Below are 21,023 nucleotides of genomic sequence, written 5' to 3' on the forward strand. Positions count from 1 at the left end.
CGGGTCTTGCCAGGAGCCTGTCGTCGGGAGAGGGTGTGACAGCTCCCACACCTGTTCGGCGGTCCGGCCTGGCCCGCTGTGGGAGCGCTCTCACGCGGAGCGCCGAGGCTCCGCGTGGCCCATCGACCGACAGGACGACGATGTTCTCGAGTTCCCTCCGCCGCGGACGCGCGGCACTGCTGACGGTGGCTGCGACCGCCACCGTGGGCCACCTGGCCCTCGCCCCGGCCGCGGCCGCCGCCCCGTCGGCGCCGGCGCCGGCGACCCAGGCCCAGCCGCTCGACCCGGGCACCCGCTTCACCACGCCGGTGCCGGATCCGGGTGCCGTCCGGCAGACGATCGACCTGGCCCGGGCCGACCGCTTCGCCGACGCCGAGCTGATCGCCCGTGAGGCCGCCACCCCGCAGGCGATCTGGTTCACCGACGGGACGCCGATGCAGGTGCGGCACGAGGTCCGCAAGGCCTCCGCGCTGGCCAGGGCGACCGGGTCGGTGCCGACCTTCGTGGTCTACAACGTCCCCGGCCGCGACTGCTCGCAGTACTCCGCCGGCGGGGCCGCCGACGACGCCGCCTACCGCGCCTGGGTCGACGGGTTCGCTGCCGGGTTGATGCGGAACCAGCAGGTCGTCGTGGTGATCGAGCCGGACGGGCTGGCGCTCATGCCCGGCGACTGCCCGCCGGGCACCTACCCGGCGGGGACGGCGCCCACCGACGCCGGGCGGCTGGCCGACATCCGCTACGCCGGCGAGGCGATCGAGCGGGCGAACCCCGACGCCCTGGTCTACCTGGATGCCGGCCACACCGGCTGGCACAACGTCGGCAGCATCGCCGACCGGCTGCAGGACGCCGGCGTCGCGGAGTTCCAGGGCCTGGCGCTGAACACCTCGAACTACCAGTACACGCCCAACCTGGCGCAGTACGGCACCTGGATCTCCGAGTGCCTGGCCGTGCTCCCGGCCACCTACGTGCACGGCATCGACGCCGACCCGTGCCCGAACCAGTACTGGAACGGTGGCCCGGCCAACGGGTTCGTCGGCGGTGCGCTGGACCCCTTCCAGCAGTGGAGCGACACGGCGACGGACCCTGCGGCGAACACCCTGGGCATCAACCAGCGCTACGACGCCTTGCTCGGTGACCTCGAGCCGACCGCGCACGTGGTGATCGACACGAGCCGCAACGGCCAGGGCCCCTGGGCGCCGGCCGAGGGCACTTACCCGGACCCGCAGACGTGGTGCAACCCGCCCGGCCGGGGTCTCGGTCCGCGTCCCCAGGCGGCTCCGGACCCCGCCTTCCCGCTGGTCGACGCCTACCTCTGGGTCAAGACGCCGGGGCAGTCCGACGGCTCCTGCAACCGCGGCATCACCGGCAGCACGACCGACCCGGAGTGGGGCGGGATCACCGACCCGGCCGCCGGGGCGTGGTTCCCGGAGCAGGCGCTCCAGCTGGCTCAGCTCGCCGTCCCGGCGCTGCGCTGACCCGCGCGGTCCGGACCGCCCGGGGCGTCCCGTCAGGCCACCGGGGCGCCCCGGTGCCCGGCCTCCCCGCGCCGGCGCCCGATGCGGCACCCCTCCGCCGGTGAGCAGCCGGGACGCCGCCGTTCAGCCGGCCAGCCGGACGACGCCGGTCCCGCTCAGGTCCCGCAGCACGGCGGGCCGGCCGAGCATTGCGAGCAGCAGGTCGTCGCCGTGGCCACGCACCTCCGGGTCACCCGGGGTGCCCCACGTCCAGTCGACGTCGGTGCCCACCCACCGCAGTCCGGCGGCCCGCTGCCGGCCACGGAAGGGGCGTCCGCGCCGCACGGCGACGTCCAGCGCCGTCCGGAGCCGGTCCGGCGGGGTGGCGGCGGGACGCCCGAGCGGGCGCCGGAGGTCCTGGGCATGGGCCACCGTCTCCACCAGGACCCCGCCGGGCGTGCCGTCCCGGGGCCGGCGGCCGGAGGTGACGACGTCGCGCCACTGCTGCAGCAGCTCTGCCGTCGGAGCCCGGCCGTGCTCCACCGCCCACTCGGCGAAGTACCGGTCGACGTCGAACCGTGCCCGCGCCAGCCCGACCGTGGCGGCGAGCGGGCCGGTCCGGGTGGGCATGGTCAGGTGGGCGACCAGCTCCCGGACCCGCCACCCGGCGCAGAGGGTGGGCGCGTCCCACTCCGCCGGGGTCAGCTCCTCCAGCAGGTCGAGCACCGCCCTGCGCTCGTCGGTGACCTGACCCCACACCCGTTCGCGGTCCACGGCGCGACCGTCGTCGCCGCGCTGCCCCCGGGCAAGGGGCTGCCGCACGTGCCCCCGGAGCCGGAGCGCCGGTTCAGCGTCCGGCGCGCCAGCGCCGGCAGGCCGCGTCGGCCAGCAGCAGGAACGCCTGGGCCTCGGGGGAGTGACCGGGCCGGTCGAAGTGCGGCGCGGCGCTCGCGCCGGTGACCCGGCCGAGGCCGTCGACCCGCTCGACCACCGCGGCGACCAGCGACTCCCCGACGCCCCCGAACCGGTGCGGGAGCCAGCCCTCCGCCGCCCCGGTCAGCGCCGCGAAGCCGAGCATCGCGGCGACGTTGGTGTCCGCCGGGGTCGCCGGATCGTCGAGCACATCGCCGAACAACCCGTCGGGACGGCGCAGCGGCAGGACGGCGTCCAGCAGGGCGCGCGCCTCCGCGGCGACCGCGGTGCCGGCGGCTCCGGGCAGCCAGCACACCGCCCGGGCCGCGCCGGCGGCGACCCAGCCGTTGCCGGTGCCCCAGGCCCGCGGGTCGGCCAACGCTCCGGCGTCCTCGTCCCAGCGGGCGGCCCACAGCCCGCTGACCGGGTCGCGCAACCGGCTGCGGTGACCGGTCAGCTGGGCGACCGCAGCGGCGCCGTCGCCGCGGCAGGCCAGGAAGGGCACGACCATGTAGACGGTGTCGGCCCACACCTGGCGGCTGCCCAGCAGGTGGAACAGCGTCCCGTCCGCAGCCCGCGGCGCACCGGAGGACACCCAGCCGTGCTGGCGGGCGGCGGCCGCGGCCAGCGCCGGGTCGCCGAGCCGGTGCGCCAGGGAGTCGACGAACTCACCGAGCGCCGCACCGTTCACCGCGCAGGCCGGGTCCAGCTCTGCCAGTCGGCCGTCGGGCAGCTGGCGGGCGACCGCGTCGTCGACCAGCGCCTGCAGCGCGGCGGCCGCGCCCGACTCCTCGAGCACGGCCGCCGTGAGCCCCTGGTCCCAGGAGTGGCGTTGGGAGACCAGCAGGCAGTCCAGCACCCGACGGCGGACGTCGTCGTCCAGCACGGGTTCCTCCAGTCGACGAGCTCAGAAGGCGATCTCGGCGCCGTCCTTGAAGATCCGGCCGGTCACCGCCGGTGGCTCGCGCAGGAGCGCCAGGGCGCCCGCCGCGCTCTCCTCGGGGGTGCCCGGTGCCTCCTGACCGCCCAGGTCGGTGCGCACCCAGCCGGGGTCCAGGGCGTTGACCGCGACCTCCCCGGCCAGCTGCGCGGCCTGCATGAGCACCAGCCCGTTCAGCGCCCACTTGCTCACCCGGTAGCTGCCGATCCCGGCGTCACCGATGAGCTCGGTGGTGCCCGCCCCGGAGCTGACGTGCACCACCCGGGGGTCGGTGCCCTTGCGCAGGGCGGGCAGCAGCGCGAGCACCAACCGGTGCGGGACGACGCAGTTGACCAGCAGGCTCTCCTCGAGCGTGCCGGCCGGCTCGTCCTCGAAGCGGGCCTCGCGGGCGAGCATCACCCCGGCGTTGTTCAGCAGCACGTCCAGCGCGCCCCACCGCTGCCCGACCGCCTCGGCCAGCCGGTGCGGCGTGGCCTCGTCGGTCAGGTCGGCGACCACGGCGGTGAAGGAGCCGGGGCCGTCGGCCAGGTCCCGGGTGAGCTCGTCCAGCCGCCGCTCGTCCCGGGCCGTGCCCAGCACGTCGGCACCGGCCGCGACCAGCCGCCGGGCGACGGCCGCGCCGACCCCGCGGGAGGCGCCGGTGAGCAGCACCCGGCGTCCCGCGAGGTCGGCGGTGGAGGCGTCGGTCACACGCCGTCCTTGGCGCTGCGGATGACGTCGGCGTAGGTGCCGGCGCTGTCCTTGGGCGTCCGGACCTGGGTGGCGTAGTCGACGTGCACCAGCCCGAAGCGCTGCGCGTAGCCGCGGGCCCACTCGTAGTTGTCCAGCAGCGACCAGGCGAAGTAGCCGCGGACGTCGGCACCGGCGTCGATCGCCTCGGTCATCGCCGCGAGGTGCCGCAGCAGGTAGTCGACCCGCTCGGGGTCGTGCACCTGACCGTCCGCGGAGACCTCGTCCGGCCAGGCCGAGCCGTTCTCGGTGATGAACAGCGGCAGCCCGGGCGCGATCCCGGAGATCCGGGTGAGCAGCGCGGTGAACGCCTCCGGGGAGATGCCCCAGCCCATCGTGGTGGTCGGCCCCTCGGGCTCCAGGTCCTGCACGCGCTCGGCGCCGATGAAGGTCGGGTGCTTGCCGCTGGGCTCGCTGAGCCCGCGGACCGTCGACTCGAAGTAGTAGTTCACGCCCAGCCAGTCCAGCGGCGCGGAGATGACCTCCAGGTCGCCGTCCTCGATCGGCAGCGGCGCACCGGCGTCCGCCAGGTCGGCCACGACGTCGGCCGGGTACTCCCCGGTGGCGATCGGCACCAGGAACATCCGGTTCTGCTGACCGTCGAGCCGACGGGCGGCGTCGACGTCGGCAGGGGAGTCGGTGGCCGGCGACATCGGCGTGAAGTTCAGCGTGATGCCCAGGTGGTCGGCGCCCTTGTCGCGCATCACCTGGGTGGCCAGGCCGTGCCCGAGCAGCAGGTGGTGCACCGCGCGGGAGGCCTCGACCGGGTCCTGGTGGCCGGGGGCGTGCTGGCCGGCCATGTAGCCCAGCAGCGAGCTGCACATCGGCTCGTTCAGCGTCGACCAGTGCGGCACCCGGTCGCCCAGGGCGTCGTAGACGACGCCGGCGTACTCGGCGAACCGGTACGCGGTGTCCCGGTCGGTCCAGCCGCCCTGGTCCTGCAGCGCCTGCGGGAGGTCCCAGTGGTAGAGGGTCAGCCAGGGGGCGATGCCGGCCCCGAGGAGCTCGTCGACCAGCCGACGGTAGAAGTCCAGGCCACGCTGCTCGATCGCGCCGGCGCCGGCCGGGAGCACCCGGGGCCAGGAGACGGAGAACCGGTAGGCGTCCAGGCCCAGGTCCTTCATCAGCGCGACGTCCTGGGGGTAGCGGACGTAGTGCTCGACGGCGACGTCGCCGGTGTCGCCCTGGAAGGTCTTGCCGGGGGTGTGGCTGAAGGTGTCCCAGATCGACGGCCCGCGGCCGTCGACGTCGACCGCGCCCTCGATCTGGTAGGCCGCGGTGGCGGCGCCGAAGACGAAGCCTGGCGGGAAGGTCAACCCGGCAGCGGTCTGCGGGCGCACGTCGGTGGAGGTCATGACAGGAGTGCTCCTTGCGAGGGCGTGGGGGGATCGCGCGGCGAGGTCAGGCCGTGCGGAGGAGGAGGTGGCGGCCCCCCTGCAGGGGCCCGCCGCGAGCGTGCGAGTGGTGGGGGGCAGGGCGGTCCTTTGTCAGTCGACCCGCTGCTGGGTCTGGGCGTCGAACACGTGCAGGGCACCGCGGTCCGCGCCCAGCCAGAGCTGCTGCCCGGCGGCGACCGGGGTGCGGGGCTCGGTGCGCACCACCAGGTCCGCGGAGTGCAGCACGTCGTCGGGGGCGTCGGCGAGGGAGGTGTAGAGGAAGGCGTCCGAGCCCAGCTGCTCCACCACGTTGACCCGGACCGGCAGGCCCTCACCGGGGCCGACCAGGCGCACTGTCTCGGGGCGGAACCCGACGGTCACCTTCCCGTTGCTCGCCGCGGCCCGGGTCAGATGGTCCCGGGGGACCGGCAGCATCCCGCTGCCGACCTGCACGCCGCCGTCCACCGCGTCTCCGGTGACCAGGTTCATCGCCGGGGAGCCGATGAAGCCGGCGACGAAGACGTTGGCCGGCCGGTCGTAGAGGACGCCGGGGGTGTCGCACTGCTGCAGGACGCCGTCCTTGAGCACCGCGACCCGGTCGCCCATCGTCATCGCCTCGACCTGGTCGTGGGTGACGTAGACGGTCGTGGTGCCCAGCCGGCGCTGCAGGGCCGCGATCTGGGTGCGGGTCTGCACGCGGAGCTTGGCGTCCAGGTTGGACAGCGGCTCGTCCATCAGGAAGACCTGCGGGTTGCGCACGATCGCCCGGCCCATGGCCACGCGCTGGCGCTGGCCACCGGACAGCGCCTTCGGCCGGCGGGACAGGTACGGCTCCAGGTCCAGGATCTTCGCCGCCTCGCGGACCCGGGTGGCCCGCTCGTCCTTGGAGAGGCCCGCGAGCTTGAGCGCGAAGCCCATGTTCTCCTCGACCGTCATGTGCGGGTACAGGGCGTAGTTCTGGAACACCATCGCGATGTCCCGCTCCTTGGGCGGGGAGTCGGTGACGTCCCGGTCGCCGATCACGATCGACCCGGTGTCGACCTCCTCCAGTCCGGCGAGCATCCGCAGGGACGTGGACTTGCCGCACCCAGAGGGCCCGACCAGGACGAGGAACTCGCCGTCGGCGATCTCCAGGTCCAGGGAGTCGACCGCAGGCCGCTCGGACTTGGGGTAGATCCGGCTGGCCTGCTGGAAGGACACGGTGGCCATGGTCAGGTACCTCTCGGGAGGAGGGAGGGGGAGGACGGAGTCGCGCAGTGGGTCATCCCTTCACCGCGCCCTGCATGATGCCGCCGACGATCTGCTTGCCCAGGATCGTGAAGACGATCAGGACGGGCAGCGTGCCCAGCAGGGTGCCGGCCATGATCACCGAGCGCTGGGGCACGTAGCCCGAGCCCAGTCCGGCCAGCGCCACCTGGACCGTCGGGTTGGCGGTGGTCAGCGCGATGAGCGGCCAGAAGAACTCGTTCCAGGCGGTGAGGAACGTGAGCATCGCCAGCACGGCCATCGCCGGCCGGGCGACCGGGACGACGATCGACCAGAAGATCCGGAACGTCGAGGCGCCGTCAACCCGGCCGGCCTCCAGCAGCTCGTTGGGCAGCGCGGAGATCAGGTACTGCCGCATGAAGAAGACGCCGAAGGCGCTGACCAGCGTGGGCAGGATGACCGCCTGCAGCTGGTTCACCCACTGGAGCTCGGCGATCATCATGAACAGCGGGATCACCGCCAGCTGGGTCGGCACCATCATCGTGCCGATCACCAGGCCCAGCAGCACGCCCTTGCCGCGGAACTGGAGCTTGGCGAAGGCGAACCCGGCCAGCGTGCAGAAGAGCACGGTGCCGACGGTGATGCTGCCGGCGACCAGCACCGAGTTGAGGATCGCCTTGCCGATCGGTGCCTGCTCCAGCGCCGCCTGGAAGTTGTCGAACAGGCTGGCGTTGGGCAGGAACGGCGGCGGGGTCGCGGCGATCTCGGCGTTGGTGTGCGAACCCGCGACGAGGGTCCAGTAGAGCGGGAAGATCGAGACCAGCGCCACCAGGGTCAGCAGCGTGTAGGTCACCGGGCCGGGCTTGCCGGCCTTGCTGCCGCCACGGTGGCCGCGGCGGCGGGTCGTCGGGGCCGCGGGCGGGGTGTCCCGGCCGGTGTCGGTGACGGGAGGAGCGAGGGTCGCCATGCCGGTCTCCTACCGGTCGGCCCGGGCGCGGAGGCGGCCGATGACGGCGTTGACCCCCACGATCACCAGGATGATCATGAACATGGCCCAGGCCGTGGTGGCTGCCTGGCCGATGTGGAAGTTGCTCCAGCCCTGCTGGTACATCAGCAGGCCGAGCGTCTGGTACTGCCCCGAGGAGCCGCCGGAGGTGGTGCCGTTGCCGGCGAACAGCAGCGGCTCGCCGAACAGCTGCACGGCGCCGATGGTGGAGACGACGATGGTGAACAGGATCGTCGGGCGCAGCGACGGGATCGTCACGTGCAGGAACTGCTTCCACTTGCTCGCGCCGTCGATCTCCGCGGCCTCGTAGAGCTCACCGGGGATCGACTGCATCGCGGCCAGGTAGATCAGCGCGTTGTAGCCGGTCCAGCGCCAGGTGACGATCACCGCGATGGCGACCTGGCTGCTGACCGTCCCGGCCTCCCAGTCGATGGCCTGCAGGCCGACGGCTTCCAGCATGGTGTTGATCAGGCCGTAGTCGCGGCCGAAGAGCTGGGAGAAGACCAGCGTCGCCGCGGCGATGGACGTCGCGTAGGGCATCAGCATCACGGTGCGGAAGAAGGTGCGGCCGCGGAGCTTGTAGTTCAGCAGGTGGGCCAGCCCCAGGGCCATGCACAGCTGCGGCACCGTGGCCAGGATCCCGATGGTGAAGGTGTTGCGGGTGGCGTTCCAGAAGAACTCGCTCTGCAGCAGGTCGCGGTAGTTCTCCAGGCCCACCCAGGTGCCGCCGTTGATGTTCGACAGGCTGGTCTCGTGCAGCGAGACCCAGGCGGTGTACATGAACGGGTAGAGGCTGAACGCCGCGAACACCAGGAAGAACGGTGCGACGTAGGCGTAGCCCCAGCGGTTGCGGGTCAGCTGGCGGCGCTTGCGGGGACGGGCCGGGGGTGCGGCCGATCGGGGTGGTGGTGCGGCGATCGCCGCCTCGCGGACGGTGCCACTCGCGATGGTCATGCAGGGTCCTCGACGGTGTCGGTGGGCGCGGATCGGGCCGGGCGGGTCCCGGGGGCGCGAGCGGGCCGGGACGGCGGGACCGGTGCAGGTGCCCGGGAGCGGGGACGCTCCCGGGCACCGCGTCCGGTCGGCGGTGCGTTGAGCCGGGTGGGCTCAGCCGCCGGTTGCCTGCTGGGCGGCCTTGAGGGCGTTGTCCCAGCCCTCGTCGATCTCGGCACCACCTGCGGCGACGTCGGTCAGCGCCGTGGTGAACGCCTCCTGGATCTGCGTGTCGTACGGGCCGATCGGGGTCCGCTGGATGTTCGCCGCCGACTCACCGAAGATCTCGCCGGTCGGGGCGTTGCTGAAGTACTCGTTGGTCGCACCGACGACCTCGGGGTCCTCGGCCGCCTGCGGGCTGGAGGGGAAGTGCGCCGCGCGGGTGAACATCTTCACCTGCTGCTCCGGTGCGGTCAGCCACTCGACGAGGTCCTTGGCCGCCTCGACGTTCGGGCCGTCGGCCGGGACGCCGAGGAAGGAGCCGCCCCAGTTGCTGGCGCTCTCGTCGGAGCCGGGCAGCGGGGCGATGTCCCAGAGGCCGGCCCCCGCCTCACCCATCTGGGAGCTGATGTAACCCAGCATCCAGGCCGGGCAGGCGATCGTGGCGAAGGCCCCGTTGGGGAAGGCCGCGACCCACTCGTCGCCGAACTGCGACAGATTGGCGGTCAGGCCCTCGTCGGCGGCCTGGCTGGCGTACTCCCAGGCCTGCTCGACCCCGTCGCTCTCCGCGGGGATCGGGTTGCCCTCCTCGTCGTTGTAGGCCAGGTCGCCCTGGTAGACCGAGGAGGAGAAGATGCTCGCCGGGCTGTCGAGGAAGAAGCTGTTGGCGGGCTTGGTCGGGGAGGCCATGTACTGCTCGGCGACCTCGAGGTACTCGTCCCAGGTGGGCCACAGCGCCGCGACCTCGGCCGGGTCGGTGGGCAGGCCGGCCTGCTCGAACATGTCCTTGCGGTAGCACATGGCCTGCGGGCCGGTGTCGGTGCCGAGGGCGATCGTGGCACCGTCGGAGGTGGAGGCCTGGCCCCACTTCCAGTCGTAGAAGTTGCCCTCCAGCTCGTCGGCGTTCTCCTCCTGGCTCCAGTCGACGAACTCGTCGGCGTGGTTGCGCACGACGTCGGCGATGAAGCCGATCTCCATGGCCTGGACGTCGTCGAGGCCGGAGTTGGCGGCCATCCGGGTCTGCAGCGACTTGTAGTAGGCCGCGGACTGGGCGACGTTGTTCTGCTTGATCGTGACGTTCGGGTGGAGCTCCATGTACTCGTCGTAGAGCCCCGCGTTGTCCAGGTCCATGGTGCCGAACGTGCCGACGGTCAGGGTGACCGGAGCGTCCGGGTCGTAGTCGGCGGCGTCGGCGCTCGCGTCGTCGGAACCGCCACAGCCGGCGGTCAGCAGGACCGCGGCCAGTGCCGCTCCCCACGCCGCCCTGCTCTTCGAGGAATGGAACATCTGACCTCCTGGGTCGTCCCGGGACGCGTGCTCCACTGCATCGTCCACCGGGGGCGTGAGAACGCTCTCACGGCCGTGGCGCACAGAGTGGTCTGGGCCACAACCGGCTGTCAAGTAACAGCTGGATAACGCCGCAGGACTGTTGGAGAGCGCTCTCACAGTGCACCATGAGCACACTGGCCCGAGCACTGGAGACACATGACCGACACGATGCCGCGCGCCGCGGTGCCGACGCTGGACGAGGTCGCCCTGCTCGCCGGTGTGTCCCGCGCCACGGTGTCGCGGGTCGTCAACGACTCACCGCGGGTGAGCCCGGAGGCCCGGGCGGCGGTGCGGTCGGCGATCGCCGAGCTGCGCTACGTGCCCAACCGGATGGCCCGCAGCCTGGTCACCCGGCGCACCGACACCATCGCGCTGGTGCTCAACGAGCCCAACACCCAGGTCTTCTCCGACCCCTTCTTCGCCAGCATCGTGCGGGGCGTGTCCGCGACCCTGGCCGACACCGACCTGAACCTGGTGCTGCTGACCGCCCAGGACGAACGCGAGCAGGAGAAGATCGGCCGGTACGCCCGCATGGGCCACGTCGACGGCGTCATCCTGATGTCGGTGCACAGCGACGACCCGCTGCCCGACATCCTCGCCGAGGCCGGCATGCCCCTGGTGATGTGCGGGCGGCCCTTCGACGACCGGGCGGTGTCCTACGTCGACGCCGACAACCGCGGCGGTGCCGAGGTCGCCACGGCGCACCTGATCGCCACCGGACGCCGCCGGATCGCCACGATCACCGGGCCGCTGGACATGATCGCCGGGGTCGACCGGCTCGCCGGCCACCGGGCGGCGCTGGCCGCAGCCGGCCTGCAGTCGTTCCCGCAGCTGGAGGCGGAGGGCGACTTCACCGAGGCCGGCGGCGCCCGGGCGATGGAGTCGCTGCTGGGTCGCGACCCCGAGCTGGACGCGGTCTTCGTGGCCTCGGACCCGATGGCGGTGGGGGCGCTGAGTGCCCTGCGCGTCGCCGGCCGGCGGGTGCCCGAGGACGTCGCCGTGGTCGGCTTCGACGACGCCGCCGTCGCCACCCGGTGCGACCCGCCGCTGACCACGATCGCCCAGCCGCTGGCCGACATGACCCCGCTGCTCACCGAACTGCTGCTGCGCCAGATCGAGGGCGCGGGGGAGGCGGTGGAGTCCCGGGTGTGCCGCACCTCGCTCGTCCGGCGCGCCTCGGCGTAGCAGCGGGCGCCGCCCACCGGCCGGGTCGAGGGCGGGCGCTGTCGAAACGCGCGGGACACAGGCCCTGTCTAGGTTCGTCGCATGGCGGACCTCTTCGACGGCTACCCGCTCGGGCAGCAGTGGGACGAGATGTTCGCGGCCCCCGGCCAGCCCCGCGCCCCCTACACCGGCCTGTTCAGCTCGCTGCAGCCGATGTCGGGGGAGGAGCTGGCCGCCCGGGCCGACGTCCTCTCGCAGACCTACCGCGACGCCGGGGTGACCTTCGCGCACGCCGGTGAGGAACAGCCCTTCCCGCTGGACATCGTGCCCCGGGTCATCGGCCACCAGGAGTGGTCGGTGATCGAGCGTGGGGTGGCCCAGCGGGTGTGGGCGCTGGAGGCGTTCCTGGCCGACGTCTACGGCGCCGGTGAGGTCTTCGCCGACCGGATCGTGCCGCGCTCCGTGGTGACCACCAGTGCGCACTTCCACCGGGCCGCGCACGGGCTGGTGCCGCCCAACGGCGTCCGGGTGCACGTCAGCGGCATCGACCTGGTGCGCGACGAGGCCGGCGACTTCCGGGTGCTGGAGGACAACCTCCGCTCGCCGTCGGGCGTCAGCTACGTGATCACCAACCGGGCGGCGATGACCTCGGTGCTGCCGGAGCTGTTCGGTGACCACCGGGTGCAGCCGGTCGCGGAGTACCCGGGCCGGCTGCTCGCCGCGTTGAAGGCCTCGGCACCGGCCGGCGTCAGCGACCCCACGGTCGTGCTGCTCACCCCCGGCGTCTACAACTCCGCCTACTTCGAGCACGCGCTGCTGGCCCGGCAGATGGGCGTGGAGCTGGTCGAGGGCCGGGACCTGGTGTGCTCCGGCGGCCAGGTCAGCATGCGGACGACGGACGGCCAGCAGCGGGTCGACGTCATCTACCGCCGGATCGACGACGAGTTCCTCGACCCGGTCCACTTCCGCTCCGACTCGGTGATCGGCTGCGCCGGCGTGCTCAACGCCGCCCGCGCCGGCCGGGTGACCATCGCCAACGCGGTGGGCAACGGCGTCGCCGACGACAAGCTGCTCTACACCTGGGTGCCCGACCTCATCCGGTACTACCTGGGCGAGGAGCCGGTGCTCGCCAACGCCGAGACCCACCGGCTCGATGAGCCCGACACCGTCGAGTGGGTGCTCGCCTCGCTCGACCAGCTGGTGCTCAAGCCGGTCGACGGCTCGGGAGGCAAGGGCATCGTGATCGGGCCGCGGGCGGACGAGCGGACGCTGGAGGAGCTGGCGGTCAAGGTGCGCAGCAGCCCGCGGGACTGGATCGCGCAGGCGCCGATCGGCCTCTCGACGTCCCCGACGCTGATCAACGGCCGGATCGCCCCGCGGCACGTCGACCTGCGGCCGTTCGCGGTCAACGACGGCACCGACGTCTGGGTGCTGCCCGGCGGGCTGACCCGGGTGGCGCTGCCCGAGGGCGAGCTGGTGGTCAACTCCAGCCAGGGCGGCGGCTCGAAGGACACCTGGGTGATCAGCGCGCCGCGCCCCGCGGTCGAGCCGGCACCCGAGCACGACGTCACCCGGATCGAGTTCACCACCGAGGACCTGCCGGTCGAGCCGCCGGCCCAGGACCCGGGCCCGCCCAACGACAACGCCCTCGCCCAGTCCCAGCAACAGCAGCAAGCCACCACCACCAAAATGGCCATTTTGGTGGAACGGGACGGCGGGGGACGGGGGAGTGCGCCGTGCTGAGTCGGATCGCGGAGTCGCTGTTCTGGATCGGGCGCTACGTCGAGCGCGCCGACGACACCGCCCGGATCCTCGACGTGCACACCCAGCGGCTGGTCGAGGACCCGTGGATCGACGAGCAGCGGGCCTGCGCCAACCTGCTGGCGCTGATGGGTGCGCCCTGCCCGCCCGAGGAGGCCGACACCGAGCGGGTGCTGGCCACCCTGGCCTTCGACCGGGCCAGCCCGAGCTCCATCACCGGAGCGCTGTCGGCCGCCCGGGAGAACGCCCGCGGCGCGCGTGAGGTGCTGTCGGCGGAGATCTGGGAGTCGCTCAACGTCACCCACAACGCGCTGCCGCAGCAGCGCACGATGGCCCGCCGGTACGGCCCGCACTCGCTGTTCCGGTTCGTCCGGGAGCGGTCGGCGATGGTCTTCGGCCTCGCCGACGCCACGATGAGCCGCGACGAGGGCTGGCTGTTCCTGATCCTGGGGCGGTCGCTGGAGCGGGTCGACATGACCGCCCGGATGCTCTCGACCCGGGTGCTGGCCGGTGACGCCGCGCCGTCCTGGACCCTCGTGCTGCGCTCGACCGGCGCCTACGAGCCCTACCTGCGCACCTACCGCGGCGCGGTCAACTCCAGCCGGGCCGCGGAGTTCCTGCTGCTGGACCGGCTCTTCCCGCGCTCGGTGTTCGCCTCGCTGGAGCGGGCGGAGGGGTGCCTGGCCGAGCTGGAGCGGGCCAACGTGCGCGAGGGTCACCGGATCGGCGTCGCCGGTGAGGCGCACCGGATCGTCGGCCGGGCCCGGACGATGCTGGAGTTCATGCAGACCGACGAGATCCTGGCGCGGCTGCCGGCCCGGCTGGACGAGCTGCAGCGCACCTGCTCAGCCGCCAGCGAGGCGGTCACCAACCGGTTCTTCACCGAGCAGGCGCCCCAGGTCTGGGTGCCGGAAGGCGCAGGGTGAGCGCGGTGCCGCAGTCCCAGTCGCAGTCGCAGTCGCAGGTCCAGTCCGGCCCGGCGCGGGTGCCCAGCGACCGCTGGCGGCTGCAGGTCGTGCACCGCAGTTCCTTCCGCTACGGCGGGCCGGTCCGCTCCTCCTACAACGAGGCCCGGATGACCCCGGAGAACAGCAGCCGGCAGACCACGCTGCGCTCCCGGGTGGAGATCGAGCCGACCGCCACGGTGCACGCCTACCGCGACTACTGGGGGTCGACGGTCACCGCCTTCGACACCCACGGTCCGCACACCGAGCTCGTCGTGCAGGCCACCTCGGAGGTGGAGGCCGGCCCGGAGCCGCACGTCCCGGACCCGGTGGACTGGGCCGACCTGGCCGTCCCCGACCTGCAGGACCGGTTCGGGGAGATGCTCCGGCCGACACCGCTGACCGCGATGGACGACCCGGTGGTCGCCGAGGTGCGGGCCGTCCTCCGGGACGCCGACCCGCGGGAGGCCGGGCACCTGGTCTGCGGCTTCGTGCACGAGCACATGGCGTACCTGACCGGTTCGACCAACGTGAAGACCAACGCGATGCAGGCGTGGACGCACCGCAAGGGCGTCTGCCAGGACATCTCGCACGTCTCCGTCGGGCTGCTCCGCGCCCTGGGGCTGCCCGCCCGGTACGTCTCCGGGTACCTGCACCCGGAGCCCGCGGCGGCGATCGGGCAGACGGTCACCGGCGAGAGCCACGCCTGGGTGGAGTGGTGGGACGGCGGGTGGTCCGGCTTCGACCCGACGAACTCCGTGGAGGTCGGGCCCCGGCACGTGACCCTGGCTCGAGGTCGCGACTACTCCGACGTCCCGCCGCTCAAGGGCATCTTCTCCGGCCCCCGGAGCGAGGGCTCGAGCGTGACCGTGGAGGTCACCCGCCTCGCCTGAGCGGGCGGCGATGAGTTCTGCGGTCGGGGGCGGTCCCTCCTGACAGCGACCACGTCAGAGGAGGCTCCCGTGCAACAGCTGCTCAGGGTCCACAACGTCATGCTCTCCAGCGACGGTTTCGGTGCGGGGGAGGGTCAGAGCCTGGAGCGGCCGTTCGGCCACGCCGACCCGGCGGTGCTGGGCGCCTGGGCGTTCGCCACCGCGAGCTGGCCCAACCGCACCGAGCCCGGCGGCACCCGCGGCCTGGACGACCACTTCATGCGTGAGTTCGGGCGCAACATCGGCGCCGAGATCATGGGCCGGAACAAGTTCGGGCCCCAGCGCGGACCGTGGCGCGACCACGAGTGGCAGGGCTGGTGGGGGGACGAGCCCCCGTTCCACACGCCGGTGTTCGTGCTGACCCACCACGAGCGGCCCTCGTTCTCGCTGTCGGACACGACGTTCCACTTCGTCAGCGGTGCACCGGCCACGGTCCTCGAGCAGGCGAAGGAGGCGGCCGACGGTCGCGACGTCCGGCTCGGCGGGGGAGCCGCCACCATCCGGCAGTTCCTGGACGCCGACCTGGTCGACACCGTGCACGTGGCAGTGGCACCGGTCGAGCTCGGCGCCGGGTCGCGGCTGTGGACGTCGCCCGATGAGCTGCTCGACCGGTTCCACCACGAGGTCGTCCCCAGCCCGAGCGGGGTGACCCACCACCTGTTCTGGCGGCGCTGAGGACCCGACGAGCGCGGGCTGGCGGGAGCGGGCCCGACGGACCTGGGATGCTGGGCGGTGATGAGCGCACCCCTGAACCTGGTCAACCTCGAACGGGTGCACAAGGCACACGGCACGACGGTCATCCTCGACGACGTCTCCCTCGGGGTCGCGGCCGGTGAGCGGATCGGCATCGTCGGCCGCAACGGGGGCGGCAAGTCCACCCTGCTGAGCGTGCTCACCGGCACCGACGAGCCCGACTCCGGCCGGGTCACCCGCCGCGGCGACCTGGCCATGGGGGTGCTCGACCAGACCGGCACCCTCCCGGCCGGGACGACGGTGCGCGACGTCGTCCTGCCGACGTCCCGGTTCGCCGAGGAGCACGAGTGGGCCGGCGACCCCGCCGTCCGGTCGGTGCTGAACGGGCTGGAGCTGGACCGGATGGGCCTGGACGCCCCGGTGGCGCCGATGTCCGGTGGTGAGCGGCGCCGGGTCGCGCTGGCCGCCCAGCTGATCCGGCCGCTGGACCTGCTGGTGCTGGACGAGCCGACCAACCACCTCGACGTCGAGGGCGTCGCCTGGCTCGCCGAGTACGTCAAGGCCCGCGCCGGCGGCCTGCTGGTCGTCACCCACGACCGGTGGTTCCTGGACGAGGTGTGCACGACGACCTGGGAGGTCGCCGACGGCAACGTGCACGCCTACGAGGGCGGCTACTCCGCCTACACGCTGGCCCGGGCCGAGCGGGCGCGGATCTCCGCGGTGACCGAGGACCGCCGGCTCAACCTGGTGCGCAAGGAGCTGGCCTGGCTGCGCCGGGGCCCGCCGGCCCGCACCAGCAAGCCCAAGTTCCGGATCGAGGCCGCGCAGGCGCTGATCGCCGACGAGCCGCCGGCCCGGGACACGATGGCGCTGGCCGGCTTCGCCGCGCGGCGGCTGGGCAAGAGCGTCTACGACGTCGAGGACGTCGACTACGCCGTGCCGACCGACGACGGTCCGCGCACGCTGTTCCGCGACCTCACCTGGCACGTCGGGCCGGGCGACCGGATCGGCATCGTCGGCGTCAACGGCGCGGGCAAGACCTCGCTGCTCAAGCTGCTGGTCGGGGAGAACGAGGCCGACTCCGGCACGGTCGCCGTGGGGCAGACGGTCGCACCGGCGTACCTGTCCCAGCACGTCACCGAGCTCGACCCGCGGCAACGGGTGCTCGAGGCGGTGCAGGACGTCGCCCGGATCGCCAAGATCGGCAACCAGGAGATCTCCGCGTCCTCGCTGGCCGAGCGGTTCGGCTTCGCCGCCAACCGCCAGTGGACGCCGGTCGGCGACCTCTCCGGCGGCGAACGCCGGCGGCTGCAGCTGCTGCGCCTGCTGATGGGCGAGCCGAACGTGCTGCTGCTCGACGAGCCCACCAACGACCTGGACATCGACACGCTGACCGCGCTGGAGGACCTGCTCGACAGCTTCCCCGGCACGGTGCTGGTGGTCAGCCACGACCGGTACTTCGTCGACCGGGTCTGCGACAAGGTGGTGGCACTGCTGGGCGACGGCTCGCTGGCCGAGCTGCCCGGTGGCGTGGAGGAGTACCTGGCCCGCCGGGCGGCCGGCGGTGCCCCGCTGACCACCGCGTCCGGCGGGTCCCCGGGCGGGACGGCGGGTGGGACGACGTCGTCCCCGGTCGTGTCCGCGGCGGACTCCCGCGCCGCGCGCAAGGAGGCGTCCAAGCTGGAGCGCCGGATGCTCAAGCTGGACGCCGACGAGAAGAAGCTGCACGAGCAGCTGGCCGCGGCGGCGACCGACTACGCCCGGGCTGCCGAGCTCGACGCCCAGCTCAAGGCGCTGCAGGCGGAGAAGGAGCAGGTCGAGACCGACTGGCTGGCCGCGACGGAGATCGCCGACGCCTGAGCAGTGATCGGCGCGCTGCTCGAGTCGCCGGGTCCGGCTGCGCCCAGGAGGATGGGGCGCAACGTTCGAACGCGCCGATCGGGGGTGCGTGTCTCCGCCCGCCCGCCCGATGACCACCGAAAGGGACCCTTTTGGGCCTGCTGCTCCTGCTCCACCTCGTCGCCGCGCTGGCAGCTCCGCTGCTCGTGCGGTGGTGGGGCCGGCAGGCGTTCCTGGCGCTCGCCCTGGTGCCGGGTGCCGCCTTCGGCTGGGTGCTCACCCGGCTGGGCACCGTCGTCGGTGGGGGAGAGGTCCGCGAGACGCTCTCCTGGATCCCGGCGCTGGACCTGCAGATCGCCCTGCGGCTGGACGCGCTGGCGCTGACCTTCGCTGCGCTGGTCACCGGCGTCGGTGCGCTGGTGCTGGTCTACTGCGCGCGCTACTTCGAGCCCGACGACGAGGGGGTCGGCCGGTTCGCAGGCGTCATGACCGCCTTCGCCGGGTCGATGCTCGGCCTGGTGCTGGCCGACGACGTGCTGGTGCTCTACGTCTTCTGGGAGCTCACCACCGTCTTCTCGTTCCTGCTGATCGGCGGCTCGGGGGCCAAGCTCGCCGGGCGGCGGGCAGCCAGCCAGGCGCTGCTGCTCACCACCGCCGGCGGGCTGGCGATGCTGGTCGGGCTGCTGATGATCTCCGCGGCCAGCGGCAGCCGGCTGCTGTCGGAGATCGTCGCCGACCCGGGCAGCGGCCCGGTGATGGTGGCCGGCACGATGCTCGTCCTGGCCGGCGCGGTCACCAAGTCGGCGATGGTGCCCTTCCACTTCTGGCTGCCGGCGGCGATGGAGGCCCCGACCCCGGTCAGCGCCTACCTGCACGCCGCGGCGATGGTGAAGGCCGGCATCTACCTGGTCGCCCGGCTGGCCCCCGGCCTGGCCGACGTCCCCGGCTGGCGACCGGTCGTGCTGGGGCTCGGCGTGGCCACCATGCTGATCGGCGGCTGGCGCTCGCTGCGGCAGAACGACCTGAAGCTGCTGCTGGCCTTCAGCACCGTCAGCCAGCTGGGCTTCCTGATCACCATGGTCGGCGCCGGCAGCCAGGAGCTGGCCGCGGCCGGCCTGGCGATGACAATCGCGCACGCGCTGAGCAAGTCGACGCTGTTCCTCTCCGTCGGCGTGATCGACCACGCGACCGGGGTCCGCGACCTGCGCCTGCTCTCCGGCCTCGGACGGCGGATGCCCGCCCTCGCCGTCATCTCCACGCTGGCCGCCGCCAGCCTCGTCGGGCTGCCGCCGTTCCTGGGCTTCGTGGGCAAGGAGGCGGCGTTCACCGCGCTGTGGGACGGCGGCCTGCCCGACCGGGTCAGCGCCGTCGTCGTCCTGGTGGGCCTGGTGCTGGGGTCGGTGTTCACCGCCGCGTACTGCGCCCGGTACCTGTGGGGGGCGTTCGCGCGGAAGCCGGATCTGCCGGACTCCGCCCCGGAGGAGCTGGAGCACCACCCCGGCCCGCTGTTCCTCGCGGCGCCGGCCGTCCTCGCGCTCGCCGGCCTCGCCGCCGGCCCGGCCAGCCCGTTGCTGGACCACCTGGTGGTCGTGTACGCCGAGACCCTGCCGTTGATCGCCCCGGAGGCCGAGCACCTGGCGCTCTGGCACGGCCTGCAGCCGGCCCTCGCGCTGTCGGCGGTCACCCTGCTCGGTGGCGCCGCGCTGTTCGCCCTCCGGTCACCGTTCCACCGGCTGCAGCGCCGGCTCGCCGTGGGAGCCTCCGCCGACGAGGGCTACTGGAACGTCCTGCAGGGCCTGGACCGGATCGCCGTCCTGGTGACCGGGACGACGCAGCGCGGGTCGCTGCCGGCCTACCTGGGCACCATCCTCGTCGTCGTCCTGGCGCTGCCGGGCTCGATCCTGCTCTTCCGGGCGCCCTGGCCGCAGGAGTGGCGCGCCTGGGACACGCCCCTGCAGGCGCTGGTCGGTGCGGTGGTGGTGATCGCCGCAGTCGTCGCGGTGCCGATCCGGCAGCGGCTGTCCGCGGTGCTGGTGGTGGGCGTGACCGGCTACGGCCTGGCCCTGCTCTTCGTCCTGCACGGTGCCCCGGACCTGGCACTGACCCAGTTCCTGGTCGAGACGCTGAGCCTGGTGGTCTTCGTGCTCGTGCTCCGCCGGCTCCCCGAGGACATCAGCGAGCGACACCGCCCCGCCGAGCGCACCGGCCGGGCCCTGCTGGCGGTCTGTGTCGGTGTGCTGATGGCCGGTGTCGGCGCCGCGGCGCTGAGCGCGCGCACGGCCACCCCGGTCTCCACCGACATCCCGGAGCTCGCACTGGAGGAGGGGCACGGGGAGAACGTCGTCAACGTCATCCTGGTCGACATCCGCGCCTGGGACACCCTCGGCGAGCTCTCGGTGCTGGTCGTGGCGGCCACCGGCGTGGCCAGCCTGGTCTTCCTCCGCAGCCGGACCGGCGCGGTCGACCGGCCGGGGGACGAGCACACGACCGGCGACGACCCGACCGCGGCCCGGCGGGCGCCGAAGAGCCGCTGGCTCTCGGCGTCCTCCACCCTCGCGCCCCAGCGACGTTCGGTGGTGCTCGAGGTGGCCACCCGCTTCCTGTTCCACCCGATCGTGGTGTTCTCGCTCTTCCTGCTGTTCTCCGGGCACAACCAGCCCGGCGGCGGGTTCGCCGGGGGACTGGTGGCCGGGCTGGCCCTGGTGCTCCGCTACCTGGCCGGTGGGCGCTACGAGCTCGGCGAGGCGGCCCGCGTGTCGCCGGGCCTGCTGCTCGGCGGCGGTCTGCTGGTGGCCGGCGGCACCGGGCTGGCCGGCCTGCTGCTGGGTGACGCGGTGCTGGAGTCCGCCTACCTGGAGACCGACGTGGCGGTGCTCGGCCACGTGAGCCTGCCCACCGCGCTGTTCTTCGACATCGGCGTCTACCTCATCGTCGTCGGCCTGGTCCTGGACGTGCTGCGCAGCCTGGGCGCCGAGCAGGACCGGCAGGAGGACGAGCAGGACCCGAGCGAGACCGCTCCTGAGGAGGTGATCGCCCGATGACGCCCACCATCGTGCTCCCGGTCGTGATCGGTGGCCTCTACGCGGCAGGCGTCTACCTGCTGCTGGACCGCAGCCTGACCCGGGTGATCCTGGGCTTCATCCTGCTCGGCAACGCGACGAACCTGCTGCTGCTGTCCGCCAGCGGCCCGGCCGGGCTGTCCCCGATCTTCGGGTACGCCGAGGCCGAGGAGATGAGCGACCCGCTGCCGCAGGCCCTGGTGCTCACCGCGATCGTGATCACCTTCGGGGTCACCGCGTTCCTGCTGGCGATGGTGCACCGGTCCTGGCGACTGGTCCGGCAGGAGGTCATCGAGATCGACGAGGAGGACCGGCGGGTCGCTGCCCGGAAGGGCACGGACGCCGACGACATGGACCCCGACGACATCGAGCCCGGCCGGCTCGCGCCGCAGGACCGTCCGGCCGGGAAGGGGAACACCCTGCACTCCGACGTCGACGTCGAGGAGCAGCTGGCGCACCGGTACGGCGAGTTCGCCTCCGACGACGTCACGCTCCCACCGACCCGGCGGGGCGAGCAGTGATCGGCG

The 21,023-nt window shown here is 73.1% G+C and carries 17 protein-coding genes; 9 read left to right on the forward strand and 8 right to left on the reverse strand.

All coding sequences use genetic code 11. From position 1 onward, the window contains the following. Positions 1 to 140: 140 nt before the first annotated feature. Positions 141 to 1,475, forward strand: coding sequence for a glycoside hydrolase family 6 protein (locus IN07_RS08390; protein ID WP_036335115.1), 1,335 nt, complete (start codon positions 141 to 143; stop codon positions 1,473 to 1,475). A 123-nt stretch (positions 1,476 to 1,598) separates the two neighbouring features. Here the strand turns inward: IN07_RS08390 and IN07_RS08395 are convergent, their stop codons facing one another. The 8 genes from IN07_RS08395 to IN07_RS08430 all read right to left on the reverse strand — a co-directional run bounded on the left by IN07_RS08395 (position 1,599) and on the right by IN07_RS08430 (position 10,062). Beyond that, entirely contained in the window at positions 1,599 to 2,228 is a 630-nt protein-coding gene (locus IN07_RS08395; RefSeq protein WP_036335117.1) for a maleylpyruvate isomerase family mycothiol-dependent enzyme, read from the reverse strand. Positions 2,229 to 2,301: 73 nt separating this feature from the next. Beyond that, positions 2,302 to 3,252, reverse strand: a complete 951-nt coding sequence (locus IN07_RS08400) for a glycoside hydrolase family 88 protein (RefSeq protein WP_036335118.1) — start codon at positions 3,250 to 3,252, stop codon at positions 2,302 to 2,304. A 21-nt stretch (positions 3,253 to 3,273) separates the two neighbouring features. Continuing rightward, positions 3,274 to 3,996: an SDR family NAD(P)-dependent oxidoreductase gene (locus tag IN07_RS08405; RefSeq protein ID WP_036335119.1), complete on the reverse strand. Its 723-nt coding sequence runs from the start codon at positions 3,994 to 3,996 to the stop codon at positions 3,274 to 3,276. After that, on the reverse strand, positions 3,993 to 5,390 hold the full coding sequence (locus IN07_RS08410) for a GH1 family beta-glucosidase (RefSeq protein ID WP_036335120.1): 1,398 nt from the start codon (positions 5,388 to 5,390) through the stop codon (positions 3,993 to 3,995). Before IN07_RS08410 ends, IN07_RS08405 begins: the two co-directional genes overlap by 4 nt. 132 nt (positions 5,391 to 5,522) lie before the next feature. Then, positions 5,523 to 6,620 carry an ABC transporter ATP-binding protein gene (locus IN07_RS08415; protein ID WP_036335121.1) on the reverse strand — a complete coding sequence of 366 codons (1,098 nt, stop codon included), beginning with the start codon at positions 6,618 to 6,620 and terminating at the stop codon, positions 5,523 to 5,525. Positions 6,621 to 6,672: 52 nt separating this feature from the next. Beyond that, complete coding sequence (locus IN07_RS08420; protein WP_036335123.1) at positions 6,673 to 7,584, reverse strand: carbohydrate ABC transporter permease; 912 nt, start codon at positions 7,582 to 7,584, stop codon at positions 6,673 to 6,675. A 9-nt stretch (positions 7,585 to 7,593) separates the two neighbouring features. Next, positions 7,594 to 8,577 carry a carbohydrate ABC transporter permease gene (locus IN07_RS08425; RefSeq protein WP_036335124.1) on the reverse strand — a complete coding sequence of 328 codons (984 nt, stop codon included), beginning with the start codon at positions 8,575 to 8,577 and terminating at the stop codon, positions 7,594 to 7,596. Between the two features lie 153 nt (positions 8,578 to 8,730). Next, entirely contained in the window at positions 8,731 to 10,062 is a 1,332-nt protein-coding gene (locus IN07_RS08430; protein WP_036335126.1) for an ABC transporter substrate-binding protein, read from the reverse strand. A gap of 198 nt (positions 10,063 to 10,260) precedes the next feature. On the opposite strand from IN07_RS08430, the gene IN07_RS08435 reads away from it, so the two are divergent. The 8 genes from IN07_RS08435 (at position 10,261) to IN07_RS08470 (ending at position 21,017) form a co-directional block, all read left to right on the forward strand. Then, the gene (locus IN07_RS08435; protein ID WP_036335128.1) at positions 10,261 to 11,289 is read left to right on the forward strand and encodes a LacI family DNA-binding transcriptional regulator; all 1,029 of its coding nucleotides are present in this window, start codon (positions 10,261 to 10,263) and stop codon (positions 11,287 to 11,289) included. Positions 11,290 to 11,370: 81 nt separating this feature from the next. Beyond that, on the forward strand, positions 11,371 to 13,011 hold the full coding sequence (locus tag IN07_RS08440; protein WP_231558059.1) for a circularly permuted type 2 ATP-grasp protein: 1,641 nt from the start codon (positions 11,371 to 11,373) through the stop codon (positions 13,009 to 13,011). Further along, entirely contained in the window at positions 13,005 to 13,955 is a 951-nt protein-coding gene (locus tag IN07_RS08445; protein ID WP_036335131.1) for an alpha-E domain-containing protein, read from the forward strand. Before IN07_RS08440 ends, IN07_RS08445 begins: the two co-directional genes overlap by 7 nt. Before the next feature lie 5 nt (positions 13,956 to 13,960). Continuing rightward, entirely contained in the window at positions 13,961 to 14,866 is a 906-nt protein-coding gene (locus IN07_RS08450; RefSeq protein WP_231558060.1) for a transglutaminase family protein, read from the forward strand. Between the two features lie 69 nt (positions 14,867 to 14,935). Further along, the gene (locus tag IN07_RS08455) at positions 14,936 to 15,580 is read left to right on the forward strand and encodes a dihydrofolate reductase family protein (protein ID WP_036335132.1); all 645 of its coding nucleotides are present in this window, start codon (positions 14,936 to 14,938) and stop codon (positions 15,578 to 15,580) included. 60 nt (positions 15,581 to 15,640) lie between these two features. Next, positions 15,641 to 17,458 carry an ABC-F family ATP-binding cassette domain-containing protein gene (locus tag IN07_RS08460; protein WP_036335135.1) on the forward strand — a complete coding sequence of 606 codons (1,818 nt, stop codon included), beginning with the start codon at positions 15,641 to 15,643 and terminating at the stop codon, positions 17,456 to 17,458. A 131-nt stretch (positions 17,459 to 17,589) separates the two neighbouring features. Then, positions 17,590 to 20,478: a Na+/H+ antiporter subunit A gene (locus IN07_RS08465; RefSeq protein WP_036335138.1), complete on the forward strand. Its 2,889-nt coding sequence runs from the start codon at positions 17,590 to 17,592 to the stop codon at positions 20,476 to 20,478. Continuing rightward, a complete protein-coding gene (locus IN07_RS08470; protein WP_036335141.1) occupies positions 20,475 to 21,017 on the forward strand; it encodes a Na(+)/H(+) antiporter subunit C in 543 nt (180 codons plus the stop codon). Before IN07_RS08465 ends, IN07_RS08470 begins: the two co-directional genes overlap by 4 nt. The last annotated feature ends 6 nt before the right edge of the window (positions 21,018 to 21,023 follow it).

Origin of the sequence: Modestobacter caceresii, assembly GCF_000761485.1 — a bacterium.
Lineage (GTDB): Bacteria > Actinomycetota > Actinomycetes > Mycobacteriales > Geodermatophilaceae > Modestobacter > Modestobacter caceresii.